The following is a 22719-nucleotide window of genomic DNA, read 5'->3' as shown; positions in this document are numbered from 1 at the left end:
CCGGCGGGCGCGGCTAGGGTCGAGGCCATGCACCTCGACCTGCTCCAGTCGATCAGCCTGTGCGGCGACAGCGCCTCGCCCAACGACGACCGCGCCGGCGCGAGCGCGCGCTGCGCCTGGGTGATCGACGGCGCCACCGATCTCGCTCCGCCCGGGCTGCTCGGTGATCGGGGTGGCGCGGCCTGGTTAGCAGCGACCGCCGACGCCGCCTTCGGGCTGGGCGAGGCCGCCGACCTGCGCGCCACCTGCGCCTCGGTGTATGAGACCGTGGCGACGCGCTACGCGGCCGAGCGGCGGCGTGAACCCGCGGGCGCGTGGGAACTGCCGAGCGCCTCGTTCGCGGCGATCCAGCTCGTCGGCGACTCGCTCGAGGTGGCCTGGGCGGGCGACTGCGCGATCCTGCGCGCGCGCGCGGACGGTGCGGTCGACTGGCTCACCCCCGCACCCGACCGCGCGGCGGAGAGCGCCGAGGCGGCGGCACTGGGTGAGGCGCTCGGCGGCGTGCGGACGCCGGCGATGATCGCGGATCGTCGCGCCGCGCGCGAGCGACCGGGGCGGCGCGTGCTCGGCGTCGACGCTGCGGCCGCGGCGGCCGCGACCGACCACGCCCGCGTCGCGCTCGCGCCGGGTGACGGTCTGCTTCTGATGAGCGACGGCTTCGCCGCGCTGGTCGACAGCTACGACGCGTATGACGCGCCGGGGCTGATGGCGGCGGTGCGCACGCGGGGGATGGCGGCGTTGGCCGAGGAGTTGCGCGCGATCGAGCGGGACGACGCCGACTGCCGACGCTTCCCGCGTTTCAAGCGAAGTGACGATGCCACGGCGTTATGGGTACGGGTGGGGCCGCACCCTCGGCTGTGAAAGAGGCGGTCGCCTTAGCGGAACGCCGCATCCACGTTCGTCATCCCGTGGTCGAGCCCGGGATGACGCGCACGACCGTTATCGGGGTTACGCCTCCTACACTCGGCGGCCGCTGAACAGCTGCACCAGCCCGACGATGATCGCCACCACGAGCAGGATGTGGATCAACCCGCCGGCGACATGAAGGCTGAAGCCCAGCAGCCAAAGCACCAGGAGAATAACGGCGATCGTCCAGAGCATCGAAGTACCTCCTGTGTTGGGAGAGGAAAACACTCGCTGCCGGGCTACTGTTCCGCGCCCCGGCAACAATTCGTTACAGGCAAAAGCGCGTGCCGCTCAGCGGCGGCCGGTGAACAGCTGCACCAGACCGACGATCAGCGCGATCACCAGCAGCAGGTGGATCAAGCCATGGGTGAGGTGGAAGCTGAAGCCCAGCAGCCACAGGATCACCAGGATGACGACGGTCGTCCACAGCATCGCTCACTCCGCGCTCGATCCACGCTCATTATAGCGCGGACGGGCGCGCCCGGATCAGCGCGCCGCGGTGACTCGCCAGATCGCGTTGCCGACGTCGTCGGCCACCAGCAATGCGCCGGTGCGGTCGGTGATCACGCCGACGGGCCGGCCGTGCGCGTCGCCGTCCGGCGTGACGAAGCCGGTCAGCACGTCGGCTGGCTTGGCCCCCTTCACCGGCCAGCCCGCCGCGTCGAACGGCACGAACACCACCTTGTAGCCCGACAGCGGCTTGCGGTTCCACGAGCCGTGCTCGCCGACGAAGGCGCCCTGCGCGAACTGCCCACCCAGCTTGGCGTCGCCCGCGAAGCTCAGCCCCAGCGCGGCGACGTGCGGGCCCAGCGCATAGTCGGGTCGCTTCACGTATTGCTGCAGCTCGGGGTTCTTCGGCTCCACCCGCGTGTCGACGTAGCCGCCCCAATAATACCAGGGCCATCCGAAGTTGTCGCCCAGCTCCACCGCGGTGAGATAGTCGGGGACGAGATCGGAGCCGAGCATGTCGCGCTCGTTCACCACGGTCCACAGCCGGTTGGTGCCGGGGACCAGCGCCATGCCGTTGGGGTTGCGCAGCCCGGTGGCGAAGACGCGGAAGGTCTTCTCCTTGGGATAGACCTGGAGGATCGCGGCCCGGAACTTCTCGCGCGCGAACCCGCCCTCGGCGACGTTCGAGGCCGAGCCGACCGAGACGTACAGGGTGCGCCCATCCTCGGCCGGAATGACGTTGCGCGCCCAGTGGTTGCCGCCGCCGGGCAGCTTCACCACCAGCTCGGGCTTGGCGGTGATGCTGGTCGCGCCCTCGGTATAGGGCACGCGCACCAGCGAGTCGGTGTTGGCGACGTAGAGCTGGCCGTCGAACAGCGCCATGCCGGAGGGCGAGGTGAGCCCGGTCATGAACACGGTGCGGGTCTCGGCGCGACCATCGCCGTCGGCGTCGCGCAGCAACGTGATGCGATTAGCCGAGGGGCCGCCCGCACCGACCTTGCCGAGCAGGTGGCGCATCACCCAACCCTGGATCCCACCACCCTCGCGCGGCGGCGAGTTGGTCTCGGCCACCAGCACGTCACCGTTGGGGAGGCGGTAGAGCCAGCGCGGATGGTCGAGCCCGGTGGCGAAGGCGGCGACGCGCAGCCCTGCCGCGGGCGTCGGCGCCTCGCCCGCCTTCCAGCCGATCGGGTCGGCAGTTTTGACCGTGGGCAGCGTCTGCTCGCGCGGCGGCGTGATCGTCGGCCGCGCGCCGCTCACCGCGGCCACGTCGAGCCGTGCGGCGTCGGGCCAGGCGAGATAGGCGACGACGCCGATCGCGGCGAGGACAAGGAGGCCGAGCACGGCGAGGATGTGTCTGCGCATGCCACCGGATGTAGGGCCAAGCCGCGGCCCGCGCCACCGTCGCGTGCGTTGCCGCCGACCCCCGCACCGGTGTAGCGTCGCGCGGCTCGGGGGGAGGAGCGCGATGCACGGCGGATCGAGCAGCGGGGCGAGCGGGGCGAGCGGGGCAGCGGCGGCGGACGCGCTCGCGGCGCGCCCGGCGCGCGCGCCCGACCATGCCACCGAGGCGGCGATCCTCTCGGCGCTCGCGCACGACCTGGCCGACCATCCCGCCGAGCTGCTCCAGCGGCTGACCGACCAGATCGTCACGCACGGGATGGCCGGCTCGGCCGGGGTCAGCCTGCGTGAGCCGAACGGCTTCCGCTGGGACGCGCTGTCGGGCGCCTGGGCGCGCTATCGCGGCGGCGGCATGCCGCTCGACGCCAGCCCGTGCGGGGTCGCGATCGCGCGCGACGCGGCGCTGCTGTTCGAGCGGCCGCAGGAGCTGTTCGCGGGTGCCGCGCTCGACCCGCCCGTACGCGAGCTGCTGCTCGTGCCGTTCCACCGCGACGGCCGCGCCGCCGGCACCTTGTGGCTGCTCGCCCACGCGCCCGACCGCGCCTTCGACCGGGAGGACGCGCGCTTGCTCACCAGCCTCGCCCAGTTCGCCGCGAGCGCGCTGGTGCTGCGCCAGCGCACCGCTGAGCTGGCGCGCGGGCGCGACCTGTTGCGGGCGACGATGGACGCCTCGACCGACATGATCCAGGTGTTCGAGGCGGTGCGCGACGAGCGCGGCGAGATCGTCGACTTCCGCTGGCTGCTCAACAACCACACCTCCGAGAGCACCTATGGCGAGGTTCGCGGCCAGAGCCTGCTGGAGCGCAATCCCGGGGTGATCGAGGAAGGGATCTTCGCTACCTTCAAGCACGTCACCGAGACGGGCGAGCCGCGCCAGGACGAGCGCCACTATGTCCACGAGCAGTTCGACAGCTGGTTTCTCCAGACCGTCGTCAAGCTCGACGACGGCGTCGCCACCACCACGAAGGACATCGGCGCCTGGAAGAACGCGCAGGAGGAGCTGCTGCGGCTCCGCGACGCCGCGGCGCAGGACCGGCTGCGCCAGAGCGAAGAGCGGCTGCGCCAGTTCGGCGAGGCCTCGCACGACGTGCTGTGGATCCGCGACGCGGCGACGCTGCGCTGGGAATATCTCACCCCGGCGTTCGAGACCGTCTACGGGCTGAGCCCCGACCGCGCGATCGCGGGCGACGCGGCGCAGAGCTGGCTCGATCTCGTCCACCCCGAGGACCGCCCCCTGGCCGAGGCGGCGATGGCGCGCGTGCGCGGTGGCGAGCATGTCAGCTTCGATTACCGCCTCCACCGCCCGGTCGACGGCGCGACGCGCTGGATCCGCGACACGGCCTTCCCGATCCGCGACGGCGGCGCGGTGACGCTCATCGGCGGCATCGGCGAGGACATCACCGAGGTGCGGCAGGCCGCCGAGGCGGTGCGGCGCAGCGAGGAGCGGCTGCGCAGCGCGGTCGAGGTCGGTCGGCTCGGACTGTGGGACTGGGATGTCCGCACCGGCGAGGTGCACTGGTCCGACGAGCATTTCCGCATGCAGGGCTTCGCGGTCGGCGAGATCCAGCCGAGCTACGAGGCCTGGCGCGACCGGCTGCACCCGGAGGATCGCGCCGGCGTGGAGGCAGCGCTCCGCGCGGCGATGGAGGGGCATAGCGAGTATAGCCGCGAGTTCCGCATCGTCCGGCGCGACGGGACCGTGCGCTGGCACGACGCGCGCGGCCGCTTCTTCTACGACGCCGACGGCGCGATCCGCATGGTGGGCGCGATGGTCGACGTCACCGACCGGCGCGAGTGGGAGGAGCGCCAGGCGGTGCTGATCGCCGAGCTCCAGCATCGCACGCGCAACCTGATGGGCGTGGTGCGCTCGATCGCGGACAATATGGCGCGGACGAGCACCGACCTCGCCGACTTCCGCACGCGCTTCACCGACCGGCTCGACGCTTTGGCGCGCGTGCAGGCGTTGCTGTCGCGGCTCAACGACGTCGACCGGGTCACCTTCGACGACCTGCTGCGAAGCGAGCTGACCGCGATGGGCGGGATCGAGCGGTCGACGCTCGACGGCCCCGCCGGAGTCCGGCTGCGCTCCTCGACGGTGCAGACCTTGGCGATGGCGCTGCACGAGCTCGCCACCAACGCGGTGAAATATGGCGCGCTCGGGCAGCCCGGCGGGCAACTGACGGTGACGTGGCGGCTGGAGCCGGCCGGGCCGGGCCTGCGGCCGTGGCTCCACATCGACTGGCGCGAGCGCGGCGTGGCGATGCCCGCGGCGGGGGGCGCCACGAGCGGCGGCGGGCAGGGGCGCGAGCTGATCGAGCAGGCACTGCCCTATCAGCTCGGCGCCCGCACCGCGCTGACGCTGGAGCGCGACGGTGCGCATTGCACGATCGCCCTGCCGGTCTCGGCGCATTCGGCCGAGGGATGAGCCGTCGCGCGTCGCGGCTGGTCTAAGCCGCGCGCGCGCGCTAACCGCCGGCGCCGTGGCCACGCCCCGATTCCTCCTGCCGCCCGAGGGCAAGATCGCACCCCGGCTCACCGCGCTGCTGGTGCCCGGCTTCCTCGCGCTGCTCGCCGCGGGCGGCGGCGCTGCCTGGGTGACGCGGCAGAACCAGGTGCACACCCGCGCCGTGGTCCATACCTACGAGGTCGAGAAGGCGGTGCTGGAAGTGCGCCGCGTGATCGAGGAGGCCGAGGCGACGCGGCGCGGAGCACTGCTCGCCCCCGCCACCGCGGCCTACCGCGAGGGCTATCACCGCGCCACCGCCGAGCTGCCGCAGCGGCTGGTGACGCTGGCGCGACTCACCGCCGACAATCCGCGCCAGCGCGACAATCTCGCCGGGCTCCAGCTTCAGCTCGGCGCGCTGGCGCAGCGTCGCGCCGAGACGATGGCGCTGGTCGAGCGCGGCGACCAGCGCGCCGCCCTCGCTGCCTTTCGCGCCGACACCGAGGCGAGCAGCATGCGCGCGGTGCGCTTTCTGATGAACCGCATGGCGCGTGAGGAACGTCGCCTGCTCGCCATCCGCGACCGGGAGCTGCGCGTCACCGAGCGCGCTTTCTACGCGGTGCTGGTGCTCGCCGCGGTGCTGCTCGCCGCGCTGGCGGTGGTCGCGCTGCTCACCGTGCTGGCCTATACGCGCGACCTGGCGCGCTCGCGCGACGCCACCCAGTCGTTGGCGGACAGCCTTGAGGAGATGGTAGCGGAGCGTACCGAGGATCTCACCCGCGCCAACGAGGAGATCCAGCGTTTCGCCTATATCGTCAGCCACGACCTGCGCTCGCCGCTGGTCAACGTGATGGGCTTCACCGCCGAGCTGGAAGCGGCGACGGGCCAGCTCGGCGCGCTGGTCGATACGGTCGAGGCCGAGGCGCCGCAGCTGCTCAGCGAGGAGGCGCGGCTGTCGGCGCGTGAGGACCTGCCCGAGGCGATCGGCTTCATCCGCGCCTCGACGCAGAAGATGGACCGTCTGATCAACGCCATCCTCCAGCTCTCGCGGCAGGGCCGGCGCCAGCTCGCGGCCGAGCGGATCGACGTGGCGCAGCTGGTCGGCCAGATCCGCGACACGCTCGCGCACCGGCTCGCCGACGTCGAGGCCACGCTGGACGTGGCGGGGACGCTGCCCGAGGTGATCAGCGACCGCTTCTCGCTCGACCAGGTGTTCTCCAACCTGATCGAGAATGCGGTCAAGTACCTGCGCCCGGGCGTGCCCGGGCGGATCACGGTGAGTGGGCGCCGCGAGGCGCAGCGGGTGATCTATGCCATCGCCGACAACGGCCGCGGCATCGATCCGCGCGACCATGCGCGCGTGTTCGACCTGTTCCGTCGCTCGGGCGCGCAGGACAGACCGGGCGAGGGGATCGGGCTCGCCACGGTGCGCGCGCTGGTGTTTCGACTGGGCGGCACGATCAGCGTCGAGTCCAACCTGGGACAGGGCGCGACCTTCACGCTATCACTACCACTGACGCTGGAGTCGCAACGTCCTGAAGGGCAGGGTAAAAACGAATGAACGCGCATCAGTCGGTCGGCATCGTCATGATCGAGGACGACGAGGGCCACGCGCGCCTCATCGAGAAGAACATCCGGCGCGCCGGCATTCTCAACGAGATCCGTCACTTCACCGACGGTACCAGCGCGCTCGACTATATCTTCAACGATCCGGTCGGCCCTGCGCTGAGCGGTCCGGCGCTGATCCTGCTCGATCTCAACCTGCCCGACATGAGCGGCACCGACATCCTGACACGGATCAAGAACAGCGACGGCCCGGTCAAGCGCACCCCCGTGGTGGTGCTGACCACCACCGACGATTCGCGCGAGATCCAGCGCTGCTACGATCTCGGCGCCAACGTCTACATCACGAAGCCGGTGAACTACGAGAGCTTCGCCCAGGCGATCCGCCAGCTCGGGCTGTTCCTCTCGGTGATCCAGGTGCCCGACCTCGACGGGGCGAACTGAGCGGCCTGTGACCATCGCCGCCGGCACCCGCATCCTCTACATCGACGACGACGCCGGCATCCGCCGGCTGGTGAGTCGCGCGCTCGAGCGGCGCGGCTATCAGGTCGCCACCGCCGACGGCGGCGAGGCGGGGGTGGCGGCGGCCGCGGCCGAGCATTTCGACCTGGTCGCCGTCGATCACTATATGCCGGGGATCGACGGGCTGGAGACGCTCGAGCGGCTCCACGCGCTGCCCACGCCCCCGGCGGTGGTCTACGTCAGCGGGTCGGAGGAGACGCGGGTCGCGGTGGCGGCCTTGCGCGCGGGCGCGGCCGATTATGTGGTGAAGACGCCGGGCGACGACTTCTTCGACCTGCTCGACGCCACTTTCCGCCAGGTGCTAGCGCGCACCGAGGTCGAGGCGCTCAAGACCCGCGCCGAAGCCGAGCTGCGCGCCAGCAACGCGCGGCTGGAGGCGCTGCTGGCTGAGGTGAACCACCGCGTCGCCAACTCGCTCCAGCTCGTGTCGGCGATGGTGCGGATGCAGTCGAGCGCGCTGGAGGATCCGGGCGCGCGCGCCGCGCTGGAAGACACGCAGCGGCGCATCAGCGCGATCGCGCAGGTCCACCGCCGGCTCTACACCGGCGACGACGTCGAGCATGTCGAGATGCGCGACTATCTCGCGCAGCTGATCGAGGAGCTGGGCGCGACCTGGTCCACCAGCGAGGCGCCGCGACGGCTGAGCCTCGCCGCCGAGCCGCTGCGGCTGCCGACCGACCGGGCGGTGTCGCTCGGCGTGATCGTCACCGAGCTGGTGAGCAACGCCTGCAAATACGCCTATCCCGGCGGCGACGGCGAGGTGCGCATCGCGCTGGCGCGCGACGGCGAGCTGCGCTTCCGCCTGGTGGTGGAGGACGACGGGATCGGCATCGGCGACGATGGACCCAAGGGCACCGGCGTGGGGTCGCGGCTGATCCGCGCCATGGCGCAGAGCCTCGACGCCGCGCTCGACTATGACGCCGCGCACCCCGGCACACGCGCGGTGCTGGCAGCAGCGATCCGGTAAAGGGCAGGCGCTACCCGACGAGCGGGGAGGACGTTGCCCGTCCCACCCGCCGCAATTGTCAAATGACTGCAACAACAGCCTGTTCTAGGAAGTCCCACGCGCCGCGCGCAGAGGTGGCGCCGTCAGGGAGATCACCGAATGTCGCGTCTCATCAACTTGGTCGCGGGTGTCGCCGCGATGCTCGCGCTGCCCGCCGCCGCGGTCGCCGCGCCCGCCGCCAACCCGGCCTCCTCGCTCTCGGTCGCGCGCTCGGCACGCGCCGCCAGCGGCAGCGCCAATGCCAGCAAGATCGGCGCCGAGGTGCCGACCACCACGCTGATCAGCATCGGCATCCTCGCCGCGCTGACCGGTATCGTGCTGCTCGTCGCCGACAATGGTGACGATAACAACGACAATAGCGACAGCAACTGATCGAAGGTCGGTCGGCGCGGTGCCCCCCCGGGAACCGCGCCGACCCATCTACGGCGCGGCTCAGCGCGCCAACTGCAACACCATCTCAGCCGCCACCGCGACCGTGGCCCAGCTCGCTGCGGTCAGCACCGCGAGCACCGAGTAACGCCGACGCGTCGACATCATGCCGTTCATCATCATCCCCTCCCGATGTTGTCCGGGCAGATTACGCAAACGGTCGCGCCGCTAAAAGCGAGTCGCACTGACGCATTTTTCATATTTTCCCGCTTTGGTTCAGCGGCTTCGTCATCGGTCAGCGAAGCAGCGTGAGTGCCAGCGCGATCGCGCCGGCGAGCAGCACCCAGCTCGCCGCGACCAGCACGATCAGCAGCGCGGCGCGCTGTCGCCGCGGCCATTTTTTGTTCGGCATCGCCCGTCCCTCGCTCGCCCGTCCACTGCCTCTTCTCGTAGCGGGGGCAAGCCGATCGGCGCGGCGAAGGCGCGGAAAAATTGGGCGAACAGCTTTCGCCTTCGCCCCACCGCGGCGCGGGTGATTGCCGTCGTGGCGCGAGGTGATTAGGGCAGGGCATGACCGACACGCTCGCTCCCGCCGCCGCTCCCGCCACCGACGCCGCGAGCGGCGCCGCGCGCCTCGCCCGCCGCATGGCGCGCGGCGCCGCTTTCCTCGGCAGCGAGGTGGCGATCATGGCGGGGGCGATGTCGTGGGTGAGCGAGCGCCACCTCGTCGCCGCCATGTCCAACGCCGGCGGCTTCGGCGTGATCGCCTGCGGCGCGATGACGCCCGAGCTGCTCGACGCCGAGATCGCCGGCACCAAGTCGCTCACCGACAAGCCGTTCGGCGTCAATCTCATCACCATGCACCCCGCGCTGGAGGAGCTGATCGCGGTGTGCGCGCGCCACGGCGTCGGCCATGTCGTGCTCGCCGGCGGCCTGCCGCCCAAGGGCTCGCTCGAGGCGATCAAGGCCGGCGGCGCCAAGGTGATCTGCTTCGCGCCGACGCTCGCGCTGGCCAAGAAGCTGATCCGCTCGGGCGTCGACGCGCTGGTGATCGAGGGGATGGAGGCGGGCGGCCATATCGGCCCGGTCTCGACCAGCGTGCTCGCGCAAGAGATGCTGCCCGAGATCGCGGGCCAGGTGCCGGTGTTCGTCGCCGGCGGGATCGGGCGCGGCGAGGCGATCGCGGGCTATCTCGACATGGGCGCGGCCGGCGTCCAGCTCGGCACGCGGTTCGTCTGCGCCACCGAGTCGATCGCGCATCCGAAATTCAAGCAGGCGTTCATCCGCGCCAGCGCGCGCGACGCGGTCGCCAGCGTCCAGATCGACCCGCGCTTGCCGGTGATCCCGGTGCGCGCGCTCAAGAATGCGGGCGGCGAGCTGTTCACCGCCAAGCAGCGCGAGGTAGCCTCGTCGCTCGACGAGGGGCGCGTCGCGATGGCCGAGGCGCAACTGCAGATCGAACATTATTGGGCGGGTGCGCTCCGCCGCGCGGTGATCGACGGCGACGTCGAGCACGGCAGCGTGATGGCGGGCCAGTCGGTCGGCATGGTCACCAAGGAGGAGCCGATCGCCGACATCATCGCCGCGCTGATGGCCGAGGCGGCGCACGCGCTGGAGCGCCGCGCCGGCTGACATGTCCGCGGCTTGACGCGTGATGCAACGTCGGCGCGCGTCGCTGGTTGGGGCGGGCGAGGAGACCCACGATCTTCCATCTAATCTTCGCGACGCCCTGCCTCTACGTCGTCGTTCGCACGCTCTGGCCGCTCGCGCTGCCGCTCTGGGCCAAGGGCGGGGTCGCGGTGCTGCTGCTCGCCGCGTCGCAGTTTCATTATTGGAGCAAACTGTCGTCCGGCTCGGTGTTCGCGCCCGAGTTCCCCCGCGCGATCATCGTGCTGTTCAACTGGGCGTTCGGCGCCATCGTGCTGCTGTTCGCCCTCCAGCTGCTGCTCGATCTCGGGCTGCTGGTGGCGCAGCTGGTCCGCCGCGGCACGACCCTGCCCGACCGTGCGCGCTACGCCGCCGCGGCGTCGGCGGCGGTACTCGCGGCGATCGGCGTCGCCAACGCGCTGCGCCAGCCGCCGGTGCGCGACGTGACCGTCGCCATCGCCGGGTTGCCGCCGCGCTTCGACGGCTATCGGCTGCTCCAGCTCAGCGACCTGCACCTCAGCAGGCTGTTCCCGGCGCGCTGGGGCGAGGCGATGGTGGCGCGCGCCAATGCCGCGGGCGCCGACCTTGTCGTCGTCACCGGCGACTTCATCGACGGCTCGGTCGCGATGCGCCGCGACGATGTCACTCCGCTCGCCGCGCTGCGCGCGCCCGACGGCATCTGGGCGGTGCCGGGCAACCATGAATATTTCTTCGATTACGACGCCTGGATGCGGCACCTCGCCGGCCTGGGTGTGCGGCTGCTGCCGAACGCGCACGCCGTGCTGGAGCGCGGCGGCGAGCGGCTGGTGCTCGCCGGCGTGACCGATGCCTCGGCGGCGGCAACCGGACACGCTGCGCCTGACCTTGCCGCCGCGCTGGCGGGCACGCCCGCGGGCGTGCCGGTGGTGCTGCTCGACCACCAGCCGCGCAACGCCCGCGCCGCGGCGGCGCGCGGCGTGGCGCTCCAGCTCTCGGGGCACACGCACGGCGGGATGATCGTCGGGCTCGACCGATTGGTGGCGCGCGGCAACGACGGCTTCGTGTCGCGCCGCTACCAGGTCGGCGCGATGACGCTGTACGTCAGCAACGGCACTGCGCTGTGGCCCGGCTTCGCGCTGCGGCTGGGACGCCCGTCCGAGATGACGCGGATCACGCTGCGGCGCGCGGGTTAGGCGGACCGTGTCGGTTGGCCGACCTGCGCCGCGGCACGGTTCGACTGCCCGGATCAGGCCCTAGCCCTCGGAATCTAGCCCCGTCAGCCGCTTGTGCACTGCGGCGGGGAGGACGATAGGGCAGGCATGACGTCCCTTTCCGCCCCGCACCCGCACCCCGCGCCGCAGGGCATGCACCCGCGCGAATTCGTCGCCTTCATCGCGGCGCTGATGGGGGTGAACGCGCTCGGCGTCGATCTCATGCTGCCCGCGCTCGCAGACATCGGCCACGACCTGGCGGTGAGCGCGGCCAACCACCGGCAGTGGATCGTCACCGTCTATATGATGGGCTTCGGCCTGGGGCAGCTGCTCTACGGCCCGCTCGCCGACCGCTACGGCCGCCGCCCGGTGCTGATCGTGACGCTCGTGGGCTTCGTCGCCGCCAGCGTCTTCGCGGCGAGCGCCGCCACCTTCCCCGCCTTGCTCGGCGCGCGCCTGCTGCAGGGACTGATGTCGGCCTCGACCCGCGTGCTGGCGGTGGCGATCGTGCGCGACACCGCCTCCGGTCGGCAGATGGCGCGGACCATGTCGATCGCGCAGATGATCTTCTTCATCGTGCCGATCATGGCGCCGACGCTGGGGCAGGGCCTGCTCGCCTTCGGGCCGTGGCGCTTCATCTTCTACGCGCTCGGCGGGTTCGCCGCCTTCGTGCTGAGCTGGACGCTGCTGCGCGTGCCCGAGACGCTGGCGGCCGAGCGGCGCGTCGCCATCTCGACCGCCAACCTGCGCGCCAACTATCGCCAGACGCTGACCAACCGCTATTCCGCCGGCTATGCCGTGGCGGCGTCGCTGACGTTCGGCGGGATCATCGCCTTCGTGTCCTCGGCGCAGCAGATCTTCGTCGACGAGTTCCGCGCGGGCGACCGCTTCACCCTGCTGTTCGCGCTGTGCGCGGGTGCGATGGGCTGCGCCTCGTTCGCCAATAGCCGGCTGGTCGAGCGGCTCGGCACCCGGCTGATCTCGCAGACGGCGGTGCTGGCGCTGATCGCGCTGTCGGTGCTGCACCTGCTGGTGATCACCGCGGGATGGGAGACGCTGGTAAGTTACATCGTCTTCCAGGCGCTTAGCATGACCTGCATCGGCCTGTGTGGCTCGAACTTCGGCGCGATGGCGATGGAGCCGGTCGGGCATATCGCGGGCACCGCCTCCTCGGTGCAGGGCTTCATCACCAGCATCGGCGCGGTGCTGGTGGGCAGCGCGATCGGCCAGTCTTACGCGGGGACGACGCTGCCGCTGGCGCTGGGATATCTCGCGATCGGGGTCGCGGTGCTGGCGCTGGTGTGGGTGATCGAGGGCGGTCAGCTGTTCCGCGCGCGGATGGGGTGAGGGACCGACAATCCTCCCCGGCACGGGGAGGAGTTCGTCGTCAGAACCCCGACCAGTCGTCGGTCACCGCGGTCGCACGTGCGCCGGCGAGGCGGCGTACCCCGGCCGCGGCGCGCTGCTGCAACTGGTGGACCGGGCTCGCCGCGCGCGGTGCGGCACCGACGCGGAAGCGGGACACCTGCTGCGCCAGCGAGTCGGCCTCCACCGCCAGGCTGCGCGCCGCGGCGGTCGCCTCCTCCACCATCGCGGCGTTCTGCTGGGTGACGTTGTCCATCTCGGCCACCGCGGTGTTGACCTGCTGGAGCCCGGTCGCCTGCTGCTCGGCGGCGGTGGCGATGGTGCGCACCAGCCCGCTGAGCTCGCCGACGCGCGCGCTGATGCGCGCTAGCGCGTCGCCCGCGGCGTTGACGAGCGTGACGCCGGCGTCGACCTGACCGGTCGCGGCGGTGATCTTGCCCTTCACGTCGCGCGCCGCCTCGGCGGAGCGTTGCGCCAGCGCCCGCACCTCGGAGGCGACCACCGCGAAGCCCTTGCCCGCGTCGCCCGCTCGTGCCGCCTCGACCCCTGCGTTGAGCGCGAGCAGGTTGGTCTGGAAGGCGATCGCGTCGATCACGCCGATGATCTCACCGATCTCGCTCGAGGCGCGCTCGATCCCGCCCATCGCCGCCACCGCGCGCTCGACCACCTCGGCGGACTGCTCGGCCTCGACCCGCGCCGCCTCGACCGTCTTGTTGGCCTGCGCCGCGCTCGCCGCCGTCTCCTTCACGGTGGAGGTGATCTCCTCCATCGCCGCGGCGGTCTCCTCCAGGCTCGCGGCCTGCTGCTCGGTGCGCTGCGAGAGATCGTCGGAGGCGGCGCGAATGTCGGCAGCACCGTCGTTGATGCCGTTGGTGGCGCTGGTCACCGCGCCCATCACCTGCGCCATCGCGTCCATCGCGGCGTTGAAGTCCTGCTCCAGCTTCGCATAGGCGGGCGGGAAGCCGCTGAAGCGCGCGGCGAGATCGGCGTCGGCGAGCCGCGCGAGGCCGTCGCCCACCTCGGCGAACACCGCCTGGCGCTCCTGCTCGTCGCGCGCCTTCTCCACCGCGGCGTCGCGGAACACCGCCACCGCGCGCGCCATCGTGCCGATCTCGTCGCGGCGGTCGGCGCTGGGCAGCGCCACCTGATGGCGGCCCGCGGCCAGCTCCTCCATCACCGAAGCGATCGCCACCACCGGCCGCGCGATCGAACGCGACAGCAGCATGCCCATCGTGCCCGCCAGCGCCACCGCGATCGCGCCGCCGAGCGCGAGCGCCAGCGTCACCATCGTCTCGGCGTGGCGCTGTGCGGCGTCCTGCTGGTCGACCCAGGCCTGCTGCGCCGCCTGGATCTCCTTGATCGAGTCGCGCATCGCGCCGAGCTGCTTGGAGCCGGCGAGCTCGCGCGCCTGCTCGCGCGTCGCCGGCTCGGCGAAGGCGGCGAGCGTCGGCTCCACCTTGGTGCGCTGCCATGTCTCTACCGCGGCGAGGAAGCGGCGCACGCGCTCGGCCTGATCGTGCCGCGCGGCGTGGCGATTGAACTCGGCCGCGGCGGCGGTGATCGCCGCCGCATTCTCCTTGTAGGTGTCCAGGAAGGCCGGCTTGCCGAGAAGCACATAGCCGCGCACCGCGCTCTGCCCCTCGACCACGCCATTGAGCATGTCGTCGGCATGGTCGGAGGCGAGCTTCGCCTCGTCGCGCGTCGCCGCCACCTGGTGGAGCGTGCGGACGTTGGCGAAGACCACGAGGCTGACGATCGAGAAGGTCGCGATCAACACCGCGAAGGCGAGCGCGAGCTTGCGGGGGATAGCGATATTACGAATGGTCACGAAGCTCTCCTGGCGATCGTGACGTGGTAGCCGCGCGGAGTTAAGGGCCGACTAACTTTGCGACCAAAGACTTATTATCCCGCATATTTCACGCTATCCGCTCCGTGCTCCGTGTTAACTACATCGCAAGCCGGCGCGCTTACTGACGGGGCATGGTTCACCTGTCACCGCTGACCCGCCGCCTCGCCGCGGCCACCCTCGCGGCGCCTTCCGCGCTGTCGCTCGAAGCCGCTCCCGCGCTCGCCGACCCGATCAAACTCACCCCGACCGAGGACGTGCGCCTGCGCTACGAGCGGGTCGAGCAGGACGGTATCGCGCGCGCCGCGGACGCGGTGACGATCCGCGTGCGCAGCGGCGTGGCGGCGAGCAGCGGGCCGTGGTCGGCGCTGGTCGAGGCGCAGGGCAATCTAGCGATCGTCGACCATTATGACGACACCGTCGGCAACGGTGCTGGCTATCCCACGGTCGGCGATCCGGAGAATATCGCGCTGTACCGCGCGCAGTTGCAGTACAAGTCGGCGCCGCTCACGCTCACCGGCGGGCGCCAGAAGATCGGGCTGGAGGACGAGCGCTTCGTCGGCGCCGCCGCGATCCGGCAGAATTCGCGCTCGTTCGACGCGGTGCGCGGCCAACTCAGCCTGACCAAGCACCTGCGTGCCGACCTCACTTATGCATGGAGCGTGCGAACGCCCAGCGGGATCAACGGCCGCGGCGCCAAGCCGACCGCGATCGACGGCGACAACGTCTTCGCGCTGCTGGCGCAGGACACGCCGCTCGGCACGCTGACCGGCTTCGCTTATCTGATCGATCAGGACGAGGCCGCGGTGCAGGGCTATCGCCTGTCGAGCCAGAGCTACGGCGCGCGACTGGTGGGGTCGCGCGCGCTCGCGCCCAAGGTGAAGGGCTCGTGGCAGCTGAGCTATGCCACCCAGTCGGACTATCACCGCAACCCCAACGATTATCGCGCCGATTACTACCTCGTCGACGGTGCGCTGGACGTGCACGCGCTGCACGTCGGCGCGGGCTATGAGGTGCTCGGCGCGGGCAACGGCACCGCGCTCACCTCGTTCCAGACGCCGCTCGCCTCGATCTTCAAGTTCCAGGGCTGGGCGGACAGGCTCACCACCACCCCGCCCGACGGCGTGCGCGACCTGTACGGCAGCCTGGGCTGGGGCTGGCCCAAGCTGGGTGCGTTCAAGGCGGTGGGCGTGCAGGCGGTGTACCACCGCTTCGACGCCGAGCGCGTCGACCGCCGCTACGGCGACGAGGTCGACCTGCTCGCCTCGGCCAAGCTGGCGCGCTACGGCGTTTCGGCGCGCTACGCCACGTACCGGGCGGACGGCTTCGCCACCGACACGCAGAAACTGTGGCTGGAGCTCACCTGGGCATTGTGACGCGAGACGGGCCGGTGTCGCCGGGAAGAAGCAGAGCGCCGCGCTCAGATCGGCTTTCCCCGACCCGGCCCCTCCCGATACGGCAACAGCAACCGGTCCTTCACGGATGAGCGCGGCCCCGAGAATATCGGCTAAGTGATTGAAGGACGCCAGTTTCATTTTGTTTCGGTGTCGCGTTCCGACTGGATCCGGAAACGTTGCCGCAACATCCACCCCGGCATGACTGGGTCGCTCCGTGTAGGCGTCTCTGCTTGGCGGACGCGCCGACGCGACGCTTGCCGTTCATCGCGTCATCGACACCGAGCGGTCGACCCCTCGACATGACGTCGTACTAACCCAGCAGCCACCGCATCAGCATCGTCATCGCACAGCAGTTCGCGACATAGACCGCGAACGTGCTCCAGCCGCAGGCTGGCGAGCGGAAGAGCTTGCCGGCGCGAGCCAGGCGCGGCCTTACACGCATACGGCGCTGTCCGACAGCGAGTGCGCTGCCGCAGCCGAGCTCCTTACCGCCTCACCGATCAGCAGCATCACTGGTTCGCGCGCGCCGACGGCCTCGACCAGAAAGGCGAGGGCGTCGAGCCGGCCATGAACCACACGTTCCTGCGGCAGCGAGGCGTTCACTACGACGAGCACCGGCGTATCGGCGCGGCGCCCCGCGGCGATCAGCTGCCGCGCGACCGAGCCGGCCGCGGCGCGCCCCATGTACACCGCGAGCGTCGCGCCCGCATCCGCCAGCACCGCTGCGTCGAGTTGGCCCGGCGCGCCCGTGTCGAGGTGTGCGGTGACGAACACCAGCCGGCGGGCGAGGCGGCGCGACGTCAGCGCGCTTCCGCCCGCCGCGGCCGCGGCGCTGGCGGCGGTCACGCCGGGACAGATCCGTACCGGCACGCCCGCCGTCCGGCACGCTGCCATCTCCTCCGCGGTGCGGCCGAAGATGGCGGGATCGCCGCCCTTCAGCCTGACGACCCGCGCTCCCTCCCGCGCGGCGGCGACGATCAATCCGTCGATCGTCTCCTGCGCGACCGAGTGACGCCCCGACCGCTTGCCGACGCTGACACAACGCGCGTCCGGCGCGACGAGATCGAGCACGCCCGCGCCCACCAGCGCATCGTGAAACACCACGTCCGCCGCGCCGATCAGCCGCGCGGCCTTGCGCGTGAGCAATTCCGGGTCGCCCGGGCCGGCGCCGACCAGCCACACCATGCCCGGCGGAAAATCGTCATGCGGCATCGTTCGTCTCCGTGGCGAGAAGGCGCGCCAGCGCCGGGCGGCACGAGCCGCAGTTGGTGCCCGCGCCGAGCGCAGCACCGATCGCGGCGACATTGGCGAGCGACTGGTCGCGGATCGCGGCAGTGATCGTGCGCAGCGCGACGTCGAAGCAGGCGCAGACGATCGGCCCGCGATCCGCCGCGCCGCCGGGCGGGCGTCCGGCGAGCAAGGTCGGCGCGGCGGGTGCGTTCAGCTGGGCGATCAGCCAGTCGCGCGGCGGCAACTCGCCGGTCGCGGTGACGAACAGCGCGGCACGGAGCCGGCCCTCTGCCAACACCGCCACGCGCCGGGTCCCGCGCGCGCGGTCGGCGGCCTCGATCCGCTCGCCCGCCGGGAGGCAGGCCTCTAACGGGGCGAGCGCACTGTCGCCGGCGAGTTCCCACAGGCTGCCGGTGGCGAGGGTCACCCGCGTGGCCCACAGGCAATCGGGGCGACGCGCCGGCTCGCCGGAGACGAGCAGGAACCCGCGCCAGGCGGTGATGACCGCGCTCACCGCCGCAGGGCAGGACTTGAAGCCGGGCTGGCCGCTGAAGGGGTCGACCTGCGCGCGTGTCAGCCGGCCGGTGCGACCGCCGCTCGCATTCCGGTCGGTCCAGTGGATCGGCACGAACAACTCGCCCCGCCGCTGCGCGTCGGTGACCCGAGCGCGGTACAGCGTCTCTCCCTGCGGCGTCGTCACGCGGGCGAGTTCACCGTCGGTCACGCCAGCGGTCGCGGCATCGTCGGGGTGCAGCTCGACCAGCGGCTCCTCCCGATGACGCGCGAGCCTCGGTGCCAGGCCGGTGCGGGTCATGCTGTGCCACTGGTCGCGATAGCGCCCGGTGTTGAGCAGCAGCGGCCAGTCGCGCAGCGGCGCGGCGAGCGGCTTCTGCGCGACGGTGACGAGCCGCGCGCGCCCGTCAGCGGTGGGGAAGCGCTTGTCCGCGAACGGCGTGCCGCCCCAACGGGACGGCTTCATCGCGTCATAGCCGGCGTTGCCGCCGGCCGCGTGGCCGGGGAGGGAGAACAGCCGCTCGCCCTTGTTGCCATAGGTCGAGAGGCGGACGTGCTCGCGCCAGATCTCCGCCGGCCGGTCATAGGCGAAGGCGGTGCGAAAGCCCATCCGACGCGCCACCTGCGCGACGATCCACCAGTCCGGCCGCGCCTCGCCGGGGAGCGGGAAGATCGCGCGCTGGCGGCTGACGGTCCGGTCCGAGTTGGTGACGGTGCCGTCCTTCTCGCCCCAGGCCGCGGCGGGCAGACGGACATGCGCGAGGCGACCGGTGTCGGTCTCCTCCACCACGTCGCTCACGACGACGAAGGGGCAGCGTGCCAGCGCGTCGCGCACCCGCCCCGCGTCGGGCATCGACACCGCGGGGTTGGTGGCCATCACCCACAGCGCCTTGATCCTTCCTTCCTCGACCGCACGGAACAGGTCGACCGCCTTGAGCCCGGGCTTGGCCGCGATCGTGGGTGAACCCCAGAAGCGCTGCACCAGCGCGCGCGACGGTGGGGAGAAATCGAGATGCGCCGCCAGCGTCGTAGCGAGACCGCCGACCTCGCGACCGCCCATCGCATTGGGCTGACCGGTGACCGAGAAGGGCTGCGCGCCGGGCTTGCCGATCCGCCCGGTGGCGAGGTGGACGTTCAGGATCGCGTTCACCTGGTCAGTGCCGGTCACCGACTGGTTCACGCCCTGACTGAACAGCGTGACGGTACGCGGGGTGGCGGCGAACAGCTCGTAGAAACGGCGCAGCTCGGCGGGCGCGAGGTCGCACGCGCGCGCCACCGACCAGAGATCGCTGCGGTCGCTCAGCTGCGCCCAGAAGCCGTCCGGCACGGCGACATGGTCGCGCAGGAAGTCGCGGTCGAGCGCATCATGGTCGCGGCACCAGGCGAGCAGCCCGTTCATCAGCGCGACGTCGCTGCCCGGCCGCAGGCGCAGGTGAAGGTCGGCCTCCTCGGCGGTCTCGGTCCGGCGCGGGTCGATCACCACCATCCGCGCGCCGGCGGCGCAGCGTGCGCGCATCCGCTGGTACAGCACCGGATGGCACCAGGCGGTGTTCGAGCCGACCAGCACGATGAGGTCGGCGACGTCCATGTCCTCGTAGCTGGCGGGCACGACGTCCTCGCCGAAGGCGCGCAGATGCCCGGCCACAGCGCTCGACATGCACAACCGCGAGTTGGTGTCGATGTTGGCCGAGCCGATGAAACCCTTCATCAGCTTGTTGGCGACGTAATAATCCTCGGTCAGCAGCTGGCCCGAAACGTAGAAGGCGACGCTGTCGGGGCCGTGCTCGGCGGCCGCGGCGCGGAAGCGACGTGCGACGAGATCGAGCGCCTTGTCCCAGCCAACGCGCCGCTGGCCGATCATCGGGTGGAGCAGGCGACCGTCGAGCCCGACCGTCTCGCCCAGATGCGTGCCCTTGGAGCAGAGCCGGCCGCGATTGGCGGGATGGTCGGCGTCCCCCTCGATCCGCACCGCCCGCTCGCCGGTGCGGGTGGCGACGATGCCGCAGCCGACACCGCAATAGGCGCAGGTCGTGCGGACGCTCACGCCGCTGCCCGCAGCGTGCTCGCGCGGCACAGCAGCACGCGCCCGCCGCTCAGCCTGACCGGCACCGTCGGCGTGCAGCCGCGATCCTCGCCCTGCGCCTCGCCGCTCGCCAGCGCGATCCGCCAATTGTGCAGCGGGCAGGTCACCGTCGCGCCATGAACGATGCCTTGGCTCAGCCGGCCGTGCTGGTGCGGGCAGCGGTCGCGCAGCGCGAACACCCGCCCATCGCCGGTGCGGAACAGCGCGATGTCGTCCCCGCCGTCGACCTGGACGACGCGGCTGCCGCGCAGCGGGATCTCGTCGATCCAGCCGATGTCGAGCCACTCACCCGTCATGCCCATTCCTCCTGCGGCTGCGGACGCGGCTGGAAGCGCGCCATCGGCGCGTGATGCTCGCGCTCGGCCCCGGCGGCGCGCGCCGCCCAGGGATCGTCCTGCGTGAACTGCTGCGAGAACCAGAAGCGCCCGGCGAGTTCCGCGCGCGCCGCCGCCTCGGGCAGCAGCCGCGACTGGACGTAGGCGAGGCCGACGCGCTCGATCCACGGCGCGGTGCGTTCCAGGTAGCGCGCCTCCTCCCGGTACAGCTGGATGAAGGCGGCGCACATCTCGATCGCCTCGCGCTCGGTGGCGACCTTGCACAGGAAGTCGGTGGCGCGCACCTTGATCCCGCCGTTGCCGCCGACGTGGAGCTCGTAGCCGGAATCGACGCACACCACGCCGAAGTCCTTGATCGTCGCCTCGGCGCAGTTGCGTGGGCAGCCGCTGACCGCGATCTTGAACTTGTGCGGCATCCAGCTGCCCCAGGTGGCGCGCTCGATCGTCACGCCAAGCCCGGTCGAGTCCTGCGTGCCGAAACGGCACCACTCGCTGCCGACACAGGTCTTCACCGTGCGCAGCGCCTTGCCATAGGCATGGCCCGAGACCATGCCCGCGGCGTTGAGATCGGCCCAGACCGCGGGCAGGTCCTCCTTGCGGATGCCGAAGATGTCGAGCCGCTGCCCGCCGGTCACCTTGACCATCGGCGCGTCATATTTCTCCACCACGTCGGCGATCGCGCGCAGCTCGCGCGGGCTGGTGATCCCGCCCCACATCCGCGGCACCACCGAATAGGTGCCGTCCTTCTGGATGTTGGCGTGGAGCCGCTCGTTGACGAAACGGCTCTGCTGATCGTCGACATACTCCCCCGGCAGCGCGCACAGCAGGTAATAGTTGAGCGCGGGCCGGCACGAGGCGCAGCCGTCCGGGGTCGACCAGTGCAGTCGCTGCATCACCTCGGGGATCGAGCGCATGCCTTGCGCGACGATCTCGCGCCGCACGTCGTCGTGGCCGAAGCTGGTGCAGCGGCACAGCGTCTTCGGCCCGGTCTCGACCGCGCCGTCGAGCCGCCACGCGAGCAGCGCCTCGACCGTGCCGGTGCACGCGCCGCAGCTCGCCGAGGCCTTGCACCCGGCGCGCACCGCGTCGAGCCCGTGCGCGCCGCCGTCGATGCAGGCCAGCACCTTGCCCTTGCTGACGCCGTTGCAGCCGCAGATCTCCGCCGCGTCGGAGAGCGCCGCAACGGCCGCTTTAGGGTCCGCCGGGGCGCCCTCCGCGGCGAACGCCTGGCCGAAGATCAATGCGTCGCGGAACGGCGCCACGCTCTCGCCGCGCTTGAGCAGGTCGAAATACCAGTTGCCGTCCGCCGTGTCGCCGTACAGCACCGCGCCGACCAGGCGATCGTCGCGGACGACGACGCGCTTGTAGATGCCGCGGCTGGCGTCGCGCAGCACGATGTCCTCGGCGCCGTCGCCGCCCGCGAAATCGCCGGCGGAGAAGACGTCGAGCCCGGCGACCTTGAGCTTGGTCGCGGTCGGTGCGGGGCGGTAGCCGCTCGGCGTGCCGACCAGGCCGTCGGCGAGCGCGCGGCACATGTCCCACAGCGGCGCCACCAGCCCGTAGACCTGCCCGTCATGCTCGACGCATTCGCCGACCGCGAGCACCGCGGGATCGCTCGTCACCATATGGTCGTCGACCCGAATGCCGCGGCCGACGTCGAGCCCGGCGGCACGCGCCAGCCCGACCGCGGGGCGGATGCCGACCGCCATCACCACCAGATCCGCCGCGATCTCGGTGCCGTCCTTGAGCCGCACCGACTCGACTCGGCCGTCACCGATGATCGCGGCGGTGTCGGCGCCGGTCAGCACCGTCTGGCCGCGCGCCTCGAGCGCCGACTTGAGCAGCCATGCCGCCGCCTCGTCGAGCTGGCGCTCCATCAGCGTCGGCATCAGGTGGAGCACCGTCACGCGCATGCCGCGCAGGCTGAGCCCGTGCGCCGCCTCCAGCCCGAGCAGCCCGCCGCCGATCACCACCGCGCTGCCGCCGCGCGCCGCCGCGGCGAGCATCGCCTCGACGTCGCGCATGTCGCGGAAGCTTACCACACCAGGCAGGTCATGGCCCGGCACCGGGATGACGAACGGGTCCGAGCCGGTGGCGATCAGCAGCCGGTCATAGCCGAGCGTCAGCCCCGAGCGCGTGGTGACGGTGCACGCGGCGCGATCGATCGCCGCGACGGGATCGCCGCTCAGCAGCGTGATGCCGTTGTCGGCGTACCAGTCGGCATCGTTGATCACGATGTCGTCGAACGTCTTCTCGCCCGCCAGCACGGGGGAGAGCATGATCCGGTTGTAGTTCACCAGCGGCTCGGCGCCGATGATCGTGACGCGGTAGCGATCGGGGTCGCGCGCCAGCAGCTCCTCCACCGCGCGGCAGCCTGCCATGCCGTTGCCGATCACGACCAGATGGTCGCGCAAGTCGCCCGCGGGCGGTTCGATGAGGTCGTGTTTCACGGT

The 22719-nt window shown here is 71.4% G+C and carries 18 protein-coding genes; 10 read left to right on the top strand and 8 right to left on the bottom strand.

What is annotated here, in order from left to right; genetic code table 11:
• Window positions 1-27: 27 nt before the first annotated feature.
• On the top strand, window positions 28-861 hold the full coding sequence (locus tag FHY02_RS09405) for a protein phosphatase 2C domain-containing protein (protein ID WP_183921673.1): 834 nt from the start codon (window positions 28-30) through the stop codon (window positions 859-861).
• A 96-nt stretch (window positions 862-957) separates the two neighbouring features.
• Here the strand turns inward: FHY02_RS09405 and FHY02_RS09400 are convergent, their stop codons facing one another.
• From FHY02_RS09400 to FHY02_RS09390, 3 genes are all read right to left on the bottom strand, one after another.
• Window positions 958-1101: a lmo0937 family membrane protein gene (locus FHY02_RS09400; RefSeq protein ID WP_183921672.1), complete on the bottom strand. Its 144-nt coding sequence runs from the start codon at window positions 1099-1101 to the stop codon at window positions 958-960.
• A gap of 96 nt (window positions 1102-1197) precedes the next feature.
• Window positions 1198-1338, bottom strand: coding sequence for a lmo0937 family membrane protein (locus FHY02_RS09395; protein WP_183921671.1), 141 nt, complete (start codon window positions 1336-1338; stop codon window positions 1198-1200).
• Between the two features lie 54 nt (window positions 1339-1392).
• On the bottom strand, window positions 1393-2721 hold the full coding sequence (locus FHY02_RS09390) for a sorbosone dehydrogenase family protein (protein ID WP_183921670.1): 1329 nt from the start codon (window positions 2719-2721) through the stop codon (window positions 1393-1395).
• 103 nt (window positions 2722-2824) lie between these two features.
• Between FHY02_RS09390 and FHY02_RS09385 the strand changes: the two genes are divergently transcribed.
• The 8 genes from FHY02_RS09385 to FHY02_RS09350 all read left to right on the top strand — a co-directional run bounded on the left by FHY02_RS09385 (window position 2825) and on the right by FHY02_RS09350 (window position 12844).
• Window positions 2825-5182, top strand: coding sequence for a PAS domain-containing protein (locus FHY02_RS09385; protein ID WP_221198583.1), 2358 nt, complete (start codon window positions 2825-2827; stop codon window positions 5180-5182).
• Window positions 5183-5237: 55 nt separating this feature from the next.
• On the top strand, window positions 5238-6761 hold the full coding sequence (locus FHY02_RS09380) for an ATP-binding protein (RefSeq protein ID WP_183921668.1): 1524 nt from the start codon (window positions 5238-5240) through the stop codon (window positions 6759-6761).
• A complete protein-coding gene (locus tag FHY02_RS09375; protein ID WP_183921667.1) occupies window positions 6758-7207 on the top strand; it encodes a response regulator in 450 nt (149 codons plus the stop codon). The genes FHY02_RS09380 and FHY02_RS09375 overlap by 4 nt, the downstream gene beginning before the upstream one ends.
• Window positions 7208-7214: 7 nt before the next feature.
• Entirely contained in the window at window positions 7215-8252 is a 1038-nt protein-coding gene (locus tag FHY02_RS09370; protein ID WP_183921666.1) for a response regulator, read from the top strand.
• A gap of 138 nt (window positions 8253-8390) precedes the next feature.
• Complete coding sequence (locus FHY02_RS09365; RefSeq protein ID WP_183921665.1) at window positions 8391-8663, top strand: hypothetical protein; 273 nt, start codon at window positions 8391-8393, stop codon at window positions 8661-8663.
• Window positions 8664-9305: 642 nt separating this feature from the next.
• A complete protein-coding gene (locus FHY02_RS09360) occupies window positions 9306-10292 on the top strand; it encodes a nitronate monooxygenase family protein (protein WP_183922029.1) in 987 nt (328 codons plus the stop codon).
• A 47-nt stretch (window positions 10293-10339) separates the two neighbouring features.
• Window positions 10340-11479, top strand: a complete 1140-nt coding sequence (locus tag FHY02_RS09355; RefSeq protein WP_221198582.1) for a metallophosphoesterase — start codon at window positions 10340-10342, stop codon at window positions 11477-11479.
• 171 nt (window positions 11480-11650) lie between these two features.
• Window positions 11651-12844: a multidrug effflux MFS transporter gene (locus tag FHY02_RS09350; protein ID WP_183922027.1), complete on the top strand. Its 1194-nt coding sequence runs from the start codon at window positions 11651-11653 to the stop codon at window positions 12842-12844.
• Window positions 12845-12884: 40 nt separating this feature from the next.
• On the opposite strand, the gene FHY02_RS09345 is transcribed toward FHY02_RS09350, so the two are convergent.
• Window positions 12885-14690 (bottom strand): methyl-accepting chemotaxis protein, encoded by a 1806-nt coding sequence (locus FHY02_RS09345; RefSeq protein ID WP_221198581.1) that lies wholly within the window; start codon window positions 14688-14690, stop codon window positions 12885-12887.
• A 152-nt stretch (window positions 14691-14842) separates the two neighbouring features.
• On the opposite strand from FHY02_RS09345, the gene FHY02_RS09340 reads away from it, so the two are divergent.
• On the top strand, window positions 14843-16084 hold the full coding sequence (locus FHY02_RS09340; RefSeq protein ID WP_183921664.1) for an alginate export family protein: 1242 nt from the start codon (window positions 14843-14845) through the stop codon (window positions 16082-16084).
• Between the two features lie 453 nt (window positions 16085-16537).
• Here the strand turns inward: FHY02_RS09340 and cobA are convergent, their stop codons facing one another.
• From cobA to nirB, 4 genes are read right to left on the bottom strand one after another with little or no spacing between them, the layout of a single operon-like run.
• Complete coding sequence (gene cobA / locus FHY02_RS09335) at window positions 16538-17317, bottom strand: uroporphyrinogen-III C-methyltransferase (protein WP_183921663.1); 780 nt, start codon at window positions 17315-17317, stop codon at window positions 16538-16540.
• On the bottom strand, window positions 17307-19892 hold the full coding sequence (locus tag FHY02_RS09330) for a nitrate reductase (protein WP_183921662.1): 2586 nt from the start codon (window positions 19890-19892) through the stop codon (window positions 17307-17309). Before FHY02_RS09330 ends, cobA begins: the two co-directional genes overlap by 11 nt.
• The gene (nirD, locus tag FHY02_RS09325; protein ID WP_183921661.1) at window positions 19889-20227 is read right to left on the bottom strand and encodes a nitrite reductase small subunit NirD; all 339 of its coding nucleotides are present in this window, start codon (window positions 20225-20227) and stop codon (window positions 19889-19891) included. Before nirD ends, FHY02_RS09330 begins: the two co-directional genes overlap by 4 nt.
• Entirely contained in the window at window positions 20224-22716 is a 2493-nt protein-coding gene (gene nirB / locus FHY02_RS09320) for a nitrite reductase large subunit NirB (RefSeq protein WP_311731812.1), read from the bottom strand. The genes nirD and nirB overlap by 4 nt, the downstream gene beginning before the upstream one ends.
• Between the last annotated feature and the right edge of the window lie 3 nt (window positions 22717-22719).

The sequence above is a fragment of the Sphingomonas sp. BK069 genome, from assembly GCF_014193405.1.
GTDB lineage: Bacteria > Pseudomonadota > Alphaproteobacteria > Sphingomonadales > Sphingomonadaceae > Sphingomonas.
Note: the sequence above shows the minus strand (reverse complement) of the source record. Positions and strands in the feature narration are given on the sequence as shown.